The following is an 8,842-nucleotide window of genomic DNA, read 5'->3' as shown; positions in this document are numbered from 1 at the left end:
AACACACACAAGACGTGGCCGTTGCGAAGGAGCATCCCATGAGTGACACGAACGAACCCTCGGAGCTGTTCACCTCGGCTGACGGGCCCAGCGGCGCGTCGATCACCGACTGGACCGATCTCGGGCGGGAGATGTGGGCATACCTGCCCGGTCGAGGCGCTGCTGTGAACTCCACGTTCGACGACATGACCGTCGAGGTGCCCAGGGATATCGGGCCGGACGCCCCTCGTGCCACCTGGAAGTTCAACGGCACCCTGCGGGTCACGACCAGTGACAGCGCATCGGGCGAACCGCACGCGGTCTGAGCGGGAACCACGCCGATGATCCGTCTCGACATCGATCTGCGGGTCGAGCAGCTCGGCCCGGATGACGACACGCCCACGCCGTTCACCGTTCGCGCGGCCGGTCAAGAGGTCGTGATCCCTTTCGAAGACACCCACCACCTCGGAGCGGTGAGTCGTCACGATCTCGTGAATCTCGTGCCTCTCGCTGACGCCCTCGCGCGGCGTGGCATCCGTGTGCGGGTGGAAGGGCCGAAGGGAACTCTCGTGCAGCTCGGCGACGTGAAGTCCGGCCCGGTCGGTCGGACGATCGCCGGTTCTCCCCACATCAAGCTCGGCCGGCTCAGCGCCCTCCTCTCCGAGGTGCAGCACCGCGAACGGGGGAGAAGCCTCCAGCTCCGCGTTCCTCCCCCGACGATCTTCCCGCTCCTCCCCACTCTGGCCAGGGGAGTCCGACGACGCGTGACGACGACCCACTACATCCCGGGGTCGGGGCGTCCTCGTCTGATCTTCGCCGTCGGATCCGGCGACTGGAACAACAGCAGGCCGCGGGAGTTCGACCTCCTGCCCGGACGCACGACGATCGGTTCGGGGTCAGGGGTCGACCTGCAGCTCGAGGGGCTCGAGACCCTGCATGCCGAGATCCGTCACAACGAGGATGACGAGTACGTCCTCTACTCGTTCGCCGCGACCGGCGGAGGGCGTCCGAATCTGCCGCACAGCAAAGACGACGCCAGGATCCTGCGAACGGGTTCGCGCATCGAGATCGGCCCGTGGCGACTGGCCTACTACCGCGAGGAGTTCGCCGACCATGGCCGCCCCTTCGGAGGCCGACAGGGCGGGGAGTACGCGTTCCAGCGTCAGCAGCCGATCCGGCCCTACGGGTCGGGGGAGCTCGGTTGATCACCCCTCATCGGGGGTGCGGCGTATCGGTCGGGATCGACCGGAACCGCGATCTCTCCGCCCGACGGCTCTCTCAGTAGTCGGGATGCAGGCGCAGCCGTGAGGCGATCTGCGCCGCCTGCTCGGCGGGAGTCAGAGCGATGTCGATCTCGATCGACCTCTCGTCGTCTTCGAGCGCTTCCAGCGTCGCGAACTGGGAGTCGAGCAGCGTCGTCGGCATGAAGTGCCCTTCTCGTCGCAGCATCCGGTCGGGGATGTGCTGCCGCTCGCCTGCGAAGTGCACGAAGGTGACCGCATCGCGGCGCAGCACGTCGCGGTAGCTGCGCTTCAGCGCAGAGCACGTGACGATGCCCGGCTCGCCGGCCTCGATGCGTTCGTCGATCCACTCGGCGATGAGGTCGAGCCACGGCCAGCGGTCTTCGTCTGTGAGGGCGTGGCCCGCTGCCATCTTGGCGACGTTCGCCTCGGGGTGCAGGTCGTCGCCCTCTTCGAACGCCCAGCCGAGGCGGCCGGCGAGCATGGCCGCGACAGTCGACTTGCCGGTGCTCGCGACGCCCATGAAGACCAGGACGGGTGCGTTGACGGACATCATGGCCGGCTCAGACGAACAGGCTCAGGACGAGGACCCCGGCGAGGCCGGTGACCGAGATGAGGCATTCGAGTACCGTCCACGACTTCAGCGTCTGCGGGATGCTGAGGCCGAAGTACTCCTTGATCAACCAGAAGCCCGCGTCGTTCACGTGCGACAGGAACACCGAGCCCGAACCGATCGCGAGCACGAGGAGCGCGACCATGGGGGAGTCGAGCGTCTCGGTGAGCGGCTGCAGGATTCCGGCGGCGGTGATGGTCGCGACGGTCGCAGATCCCGTGGCGATGCGGATGACGACGGCCACCAGCCACGCGAGGATCAGCACCGACACGGACGAGCCCGACACGAACTGCGCGATGACGTCGCCGATGCCGGTGTCGACCAGGACCTGCTTGAAACCGCCGCCGGCGCCGACGATCAGCAGGATGCCGGCGATCGGGCCGAGTGACGATCCCACGATGTCGTTGATCTTCGTGCGGTCGAAGCCCGCACCGCGGCCGAGGATGAAGAAGCCGGCCAGAACGGCGATAAGCAGCGCGATGACAGGGGTGCCGAGGAAGTCGAGTGCGAGCTTCCACGGTGCGTCCGAGCCTGCGGCCGAGATGTCGGCGACGGCCTTGGCGAGCATGAGGAATACCGGCAGCAGGATGCTGAAGAGCGTGGCGCCGAACGACGGGCGGCGACGCTGCTCGACGCCCTCGTCCTCTTCTGTCACGAACAGCTCAGGCACGGGAACGTCGACCCAGCGCTCGGCGAAGCGCGCGAACAGAGGACCCGAGATGATCACGGCAGGGATCGCGACGATGACACCGAAGGCGAGGGTCAGGCCGAGGTTGGCGCCGAGCGCGTCGATCGCCGCCAGCGGGCCCGGGTGCGGTGGTACGAGACCGTGCATCGCCGAGAGGCCGGCGAGTGTGGGGATCGCGATGCGCATGAGCGGGGCACCCGACCGGCGTGCGACGAGGATGATCACCGGAACGAGCAGAACGAGGCCGACCTCGAAGAACATCGGCAGGCCGATGACGGCGCCGATGAGTCCCATGACCCAGGGCAGCGAACGCGCGCTCGCGCGGCTGACGAGCGTGTCGACGATGCGGTCGGCTCCGCCCGAGTCGGCGAGTAGCTTGCCGTAGATCGCACCGAGTGCGATCAGGATTCCGACGCCACCCATGGTCGTGCCGAATCCGGTCGAGAAGCTGGTGACGGATGCCGAGATGTCCATGCCGGCGATCGCACCGGTGGCGAGGGCGCCGATCGTGAGCGACAGGAAGGGATGCAGCTTCACCCAGGTGATCAGGACGATGATGATCGCGATGCCGATCACGGCGGCGGCGATGAGCTGGCCGGCGGGCTGAGCGGCGGCCGGGGTGTCGGTGGCCGCCGTCATGAGCGCGTCGGCGGCGGGGGTGAAGAGTGCCATGAGCTTCCTTGATCCGGGCGTGGTCTACGTCCTTATGCCGTACATAATAAGCACGCATACCATGTCATGCGCAACATAACGGAAACATAGCTCGTACACGCCCCACGTGATCGAGCTGCTGCGTGCATACTCGAGGTATGACCGCTCCCGGCGCTGCAAGCCCCGTCCACGACTCGCTCGTCGCCGAGCTCGGGCGGGCGATCGTCGACGGTCAGCATCGTCCGGGCTCGCGGATGCTCACGGTGGAGCTCGCGCAGCAGAGGGGGGTGTCCCGCTCGGCTGCCCGAGAAGCCGTGCGCGTGCTCGAGTCGTTCGGACTCGTCTGGGTGCGCCGCAAGTCGGGAGTCGAGGTGCGCCCGCGATCCGACTGGAACGTCTACGCGCCCGAGGTGATCGCCTGGCGGCTCGCCGGCCCGGGCCGCGACGAGCAACTCCGCGAACTCAGCCAGCTGCGTTCCGTCATCGAACCGCTCGCGGCTCGCCTCGCTGCGGTCGCAGCGACCTCGGAGCAGAAGGTCGAGCTGCTCTCTCTCGTCGTCGCGATGGCGCAGGAAGACCACGAGGCGGATCGCGAGCAGTACCTCTCGGCTGACATCCGATTCCATCGGTTGCTCCTCGACGCCTCGGGAAACGGCATGCTCGCTGCTCTCGGCGGCACGGTGGAGGCTGTGCTGAGAGGCCGGACGCGGCACCACCTCATGCCCCATGTCGCCAACCAGAGCGCGGTGCAGTGGCATCGTGACGTGGCGTTCGCCATCGCGAACGGCGACGCGGAGGCGGCCGCGGTCGCCATGCGCAGCATCGTCACCGAAGCTGATGAGGCCATGCAGCGAGCCGCCGAATAGTCCGGCGCCCCGTATCTCAACCCGGAACCCACCCCGGGTCTCGGTGACGACGAGCGCGACGGTGACGAGTCGGGCGTCGAGGGCCGAGAGCTTCATAGACTGGACGAATGCGAGCGCTCACCGAAGAAGACGTCCGTGCCTCCTTCGTCAATGCGGATGCAGACGAACTGCGCGTCATGGAGATGCCACACGACTTCGTCCTGATCGACTGGGACTATCTCGACTTCTTCGCCTGGCGCGACCCGAGCGCAGGGCGCCGCGGATATGTGCTCACCCAGCACGACGGGCGGATCTCCGGCGTGGTGCTCCGCGTCTCCGACCCGGGGCGCGGTCGTTCCGGCATGTGCAACATCTGCCACACGATGCAGCCGGGCAACCAGGTCGCGCTCTTCTCGGCACGGCTCGCAGGTGAGGCCGGCGCGCGCGGCGACTCCATCGGCACCTACGTCTGCACCGATCTCTCCTGCCACGAGAGCGTGAGGCTCGCGCCTCCGCTCGCTCCCAATGAGATCCTCGCCGCAGGGCAGGTCGACCTCCGTCTCGACGGCACGAGGCGGCGGATGGAGGCTTTCGTCGAGAGGGTGCGGCAGCAGCGCTGATCGCCGTTAGCCTGGTCGCATACGTCCTGCGCTCGAAGGAGAAGCCATGAACGATGCCATCCTGTTCGCCGTCGATGAGGGGCTCGCTCGGCTGACGCTGAACCGCCCGGCGCGACTCAACGCGTTCAACGCCGATCTCGCCCATGCCTGGCGGGATGCGACAGCCGAGGCGACCTCGCGTCCAGATGTGAAGGCGATCCTGATCGATGCAGCGGGTCCGGCCTTCTGCGCAGGCGGCGACGTGATCGAGATGGCGACGACGATGGGTTCCGGTGCGGAGATCACGTCTCTGGCCGAGGTCATCAACACCGGCATCCGCTCTCTGACCGAATCCGCTCTGCCCGTGGTCGCGGCAGCTCATGGCACCACCGCCGGTGGCGGACTCGGCATTCTTCTCAGCAGCGACTACGCCGTCGTCGGCTCACGCTCTCGTCTCGGCAGTCTCTATGCGAACATCGGACTCACTCCTGATCTCTCGGTGTCGGCGCAGCTCGCTCGTGCGGTCGGCCAGCGCCGCGCACTGCAGCTCGTGCTGCAGGATCGGCTTCTCAGCGCCGCCGAGGCCGTGGAATGGGGGCTCGTCGCAGAAGCCGTCGATGCGGAGGACCCGGCGCAGGAGGCCGATCTGGTGCGCGCCCGCGCAGAGGAGATCGCACGCTTCTGGCTCGCCGGGGCGGCCGTGGCGTACGGCAACGCGAAGCGCCTCGTGCGCTCGCAACCCGAGCGCACGTTCGAGGAGCAGCTCAGCGAAGAGGCACGCTCGATCGGCGCGTCCCTGGCGACCGCCGACGCACAGGCGCGTGTCGCCGCCTTCGCCGCGGCATCGGCGCGACGGGGCTGAGACCCTCGACATAGAGGGCGATGTCTGCACGGATCGCACGATCGATGCGAGTCGCGCGACGTCGCATGCAAGGATGAACGCAACGCCGCTCAACGAGAGGAACGCGATGTCGCAGCCGGAGATCGTCCCGCAGCCCCCTGCACCGGTCGAGAAGAAGAACATGTCCCTCCTCATCCGAGGGGCGCTCTGGATCGCGATCGGAGCACTCATCGCCGCAGCGCTCGTCTGCGTCGTCTGGGTGCTGATCGGCGACCAGGACGGTCTGATCGGCCGTGCCTTCCTCACCATCCTGCTGCTCGCCGCATTCGCCGGCATCGCGATCCTCGAGGCGGGTCTCGCCCCGAACCGTCCGGACTGGCTCGCGCTGTCGAGCATGGTCACCTGGATCGTCGCGCTGCTCGTCGGCGCGGTCAAGATCTGGCTCCCCGAAGACGACCAGTACTTCACCGGAGCCGAGCGCTTCTTCCAGCTCATCCTGGTCGTCGGCATCCTGCAGCTCGCCCTGCTGCACGTGCGGCTGTTCACCCCGGCGGCGCAGCGTCACGTCACCACCTTCACGCGCATCATCTACATCGCGACGATCGTGTTCCTCGGCGGCCTCGTGGGCATGCTGATCTTCTTCCTCACGTTCCCGAACACCTTCGAGTACGGCGAGCTCTACTGGCGCATCGTCGTCGCGCTCACGATCCTCGCAGCGGTGGGCACGACCCTCATCCCGCTGCTGAACGCGCTGTTCGCACCGCGGAAGGCACCCTCCGCCGCGCAGACCGTTGCGGCAGCGCCGTCATGGCCGACCTACGCTGACGGCGTCACCCCGCTTCCGGCTCTCGTCGACGGATCGCCGGACTGGAACGCCTATTACACGGGCTATCCGTCGCAGCAGCAGCAGCAGAGTCTGCCTGCCGCTCCGGCACCGCAGCAGCAGTTCCCGGTCGCACAGCAGTTCCCGCCCGCGCCCGACCCTTATGCGCAGAACCCGGGGGTCCCGCCGGTGCCACAGGCGCCGGACGCACCGTCCGCGTACCCGCCGGCCCCGCCGCGTCCTCCGCAGTGAGCAGGGAACTGGAGCACGAGCTCACCGATCTCGCGTTGCGGATCGCTCGCGAGGCAGGCGACCTGGCTCGCGTACGGCGGGCGGAGGGTGTGCACCTGGCCGCGACGAAGTCCTCTCTGGCAGACATCGTCACCGACGCCGATCGCGAGGTCGAGGCGCTCATTCGAGAACGGCTGCGCGCAGTACGACCGGGCGACGGGTTCCTCGGCGAGGAATCGGATTCCGAACAGGGGGAGTCCGGCATCACCTGGGTCGTCGATCCCATCGACGGCACGGTGAACTACGCCTACGGCATCCCCTCGTACGCGGTCAGCATCGCCGCGGTCCAAGGACGCGCCGAACCGGGGGAGTGGGATGCGCTGGCCGCGGCCGTCTACGCGCCCGCATCCGACGAGCTCTTCACCGCGACCCGAGGCCACGGCGCCTGGCTCGGCGGCCGTCGCCTGTCGGTCACGACGGAGACGCCGGCCGGTGCTCTTCTCGCGACGGGCTTCGGGTACGACCCGGCCACGCATGACGGAGATCTCGCCACGGTGCGCAAGGTCATGACCATCGCCCGCGATCTCCGCCGCGCCGGTGCAGCGTCGCTGGATCTCGCCTTCGTCGCCGCCGGCCGCTTGGACGGCTACTTCGAACGGGGCCTCAAGCACTGGGATCACGCGGCCGGAGCGCTGCTGGTGAGCGAGGCGGGTGGCGTGGTCTCGTTCGCCGACGCGAGGTCGTCGAGACCCATGCTCATCGCCGGTGGAACCGAGGTCCACGCCCGACTGCGTCAGATCATCGAGAATGAAACGTGACCGATTCATGGCATTCTCAGGTGGAGCAGGCTAGGGTTTATCCGATCGTTACTTTCATCGGCCCGAATCGATGATCGTTCTAAGCGCCCCCGAGCTTCACGTTTAACCCGAGAGAATCTGCTTTGCCCTTCGAGAATCCCCAGGCTGCCTCTGCGCCCACGCGCCGGTCCAGCCGTCCCCGCACTGCTGCCTTCGTGGCCCCCGCGGCAGGAGCATCTGAAGTCGTCTCCGAAGCCGTACCCACCGTCTCGGACTCCCCGACCTCGCGTCGGGCAGCCCGCCAGCGACTGAACACCGCCGAGGTCTTCATCGCGGCGACCGCTGTCGCCGCGGCCACGGCCGCCTCCGACGCGGACGAGATCGTCGAGACCGAGTCGGTCGACGTTCCCGAGGCCGTCGAGTCGGCTACCGAGGCCCGAGACGACGCCGACGCATTCGCGACGGCATCGCGCACCTTCCGTTCGGTCTCCACCGGCAGCACGCCGACGGTCACCGAGGCGAAGGTCGACTCCGAGCCGCAGGCACCCGAGCAGGCTCCGGCCGAGCACACCGCCCGTCGCCGCCCGCAGGCGCGCAAGTTCCTCGCCGTCGGCGCGACGGTCGGGGTCATGAGTCTTGCGGGCCTCCTCGCGGTCGGCATGACGCTGCCCGCCGAGGCCGTCGCCGCCGTTCAGGGTTCCGCCTCCCTTTCTTCGACCTCACTCGTTGCTGCGTCCGGTGCGGCGGCAGCCGGAACCGACGACGACGAGATCCAGGCGTTCGTCACCTCGTCCGACGTGAAGAACGAGTCGCTCGCGCGCTCCGACAGCTTCTCGACCGTGTCGCTGATCCAGGTCGCCTCGGAAGAGGGCATCAACTACTCCAACGAGGTCTTCACCAACGACCCTGAGGCGGCCATCCAGTGGCCTTTCAAGGTCGGCGTCGGCATGAGCTCGGGCTACGGCATGCGCTGGGGTCGTCTGCACGAGGGCATCGACTTCGTGCCCGGCGAGGGCGCTCCGATCCAGGCGATCGCCGATGGTGTCGTCCGCATCGCCACCGAGCAGGGCGGCGCATACGGTGTGACGGTCTGCATGGATCACGTGGTCGCCGGCGAGGTCATCACGAGCCACTACTCGCACATGCAGTACGGCTCGCTGCAGGTCAAGGCAGGGCAGACGGTCAAGGTCGGCGACATCGTCGGCCACACCGGAAACACGGGCCGCTCGTACGGCGCCCACCTGCATTTCGAGATCATCGTCAACGGGGGCACCATCGACCCGCTGCCGTGGCTGCGCGAGAACGCAGGTCGGACCTCGTACTGACCACCTCGATTTCATGAGGACGCCACAGTGATGGTATTCTCGTGTGGTTGCCCCGCGAGGGGCAGCACGCCCCGATAGCTCAGTGGCAGAGCACTTCCATGGTAAGGAAGGGGTCGTCAGTTCAATCCTGACTCGGGGCTCACAGCGTTCGTATCTGCGATGCGGACGCGGTGTGGCAGGGTAGCTCAGCTGGTCAGAGCGCACGACCC

At 67.7% G+C, this 8,842-nt stretch carries 10 protein-coding genes and 1 tRNA gene; 9 read left to right on the top strand and 2 right to left on the bottom strand.

The window, feature by feature from the left end; all coding sequences use genetic code 11:
* Positions 1 to 38 precede the first annotated feature (38 nt).
* Together J7E68_RS16035 and J7E68_RS16030 are read left to right on the top strand one after the other, a co-directional pair.
* Entirely contained in the window at positions 39 to 305 is a 267-nt protein-coding gene (locus tag J7E68_RS16035) for a hypothetical protein (RefSeq protein ID WP_215174254.1), read from the top strand.
* A gap of 15 nt (positions 306 to 320) precedes the next feature.
* Positions 321 to 1,184, top strand: coding sequence for a hypothetical protein (locus J7E68_RS16030; protein ID WP_215174252.1), 864 nt, complete (start codon positions 321 to 323; stop codon positions 1,182 to 1,184).
* A gap of 73 nt (positions 1,185 to 1,257) precedes the next feature.
* Here the strand turns inward: J7E68_RS16030 and J7E68_RS16025 are convergent, their stop codons facing one another.
* Both J7E68_RS16025 and J7E68_RS16020 read right to left on the bottom strand, forming a co-directional pair.
* The gene (locus tag J7E68_RS16025) at positions 1,258 to 1,776 is read right to left on the bottom strand and encodes a gluconokinase (RefSeq protein ID WP_215174250.1); all 519 of its coding nucleotides are present in this window, start codon (positions 1,774 to 1,776) and stop codon (positions 1,258 to 1,260) included.
* Between the two features lie 7 nt (positions 1,777 to 1,783).
* Complete coding sequence (locus J7E68_RS16020; protein WP_396652516.1) at positions 1,784 to 3,193, bottom strand: GntP family permease; 1,410 nt, start codon at positions 3,191 to 3,193, stop codon at positions 1,784 to 1,786.
* Between the two features lie 137 nt (positions 3,194 to 3,330).
* Between J7E68_RS16020 and J7E68_RS16015 the strand changes: the two genes are divergently transcribed.
* The 7 genes from J7E68_RS16015 (at position 3,331) to J7E68_RS15985 (ending at position 8,773) form a co-directional block, all read left to right on the top strand.
* Positions 3,331 to 4,038, top strand: a complete 708-nt coding sequence (locus J7E68_RS16015) for an FCD domain-containing protein (protein ID WP_215174248.1) — start codon at positions 3,331 to 3,333, stop codon at positions 4,036 to 4,038.
* A 107-nt stretch (positions 4,039 to 4,145) separates the two neighbouring features.
* Positions 4,146 to 4,637, top strand: coding sequence for an FBP domain-containing protein (locus tag J7E68_RS16010; protein WP_215174246.1), 492 nt, complete (start codon positions 4,146 to 4,148; stop codon positions 4,635 to 4,637).
* Between the two features lie 46 nt (positions 4,638 to 4,683).
* Positions 4,684 to 5,478, top strand: coding sequence for an enoyl-CoA hydratase/isomerase family protein (locus J7E68_RS16005; protein ID WP_215174244.1), 795 nt, complete (start codon positions 4,684 to 4,686; stop codon positions 5,476 to 5,478).
* A 73-nt stretch (positions 5,479 to 5,551) separates the two neighbouring features.
* On the top strand, positions 5,552 to 6,532 hold the full coding sequence (locus J7E68_RS16000) for a hypothetical protein (protein ID WP_215174242.1): 981 nt from the start codon (positions 5,552 to 5,554) through the stop codon (positions 6,530 to 6,532).
* A complete protein-coding gene (locus J7E68_RS15995) occupies positions 6,529 to 7,329 on the top strand; it encodes an inositol monophosphatase family protein (RefSeq protein WP_311417177.1) in 801 nt (266 codons plus the stop codon). The genes J7E68_RS16000 and J7E68_RS15995 overlap by 4 nt, the downstream gene beginning before the upstream one ends.
* Before the next feature lie 194 nt (positions 7,330 to 7,523).
* On the top strand, positions 7,524 to 8,633 hold the full coding sequence (locus tag J7E68_RS15990) for a M23 family metallopeptidase (RefSeq protein ID WP_311417175.1): 1,110 nt from the start codon (positions 7,524 to 7,526) through the stop codon (positions 8,631 to 8,633).
* A gap of 68 nt (positions 8,634 to 8,701) precedes the next feature.
* Positions 8,702 to 8,773 (top strand) — tRNA-Thr (locus J7E68_RS15985).
* The last annotated feature ends 69 nt before the right edge of the window (positions 8,774 to 8,842 follow it).

This window comes from Microbacterium sp. ISL-103 (assembly GCF_018613995.1).
Classification (GTDB): domain Bacteria; phylum Actinomycetota; class Actinomycetes; order Actinomycetales; family Microbacteriaceae; genus Microbacterium.
The sequence above is the reverse complement of the archived record's forward strand: the minus strand, read 5'-3'. Positions and strand labels throughout refer to the sequence as shown.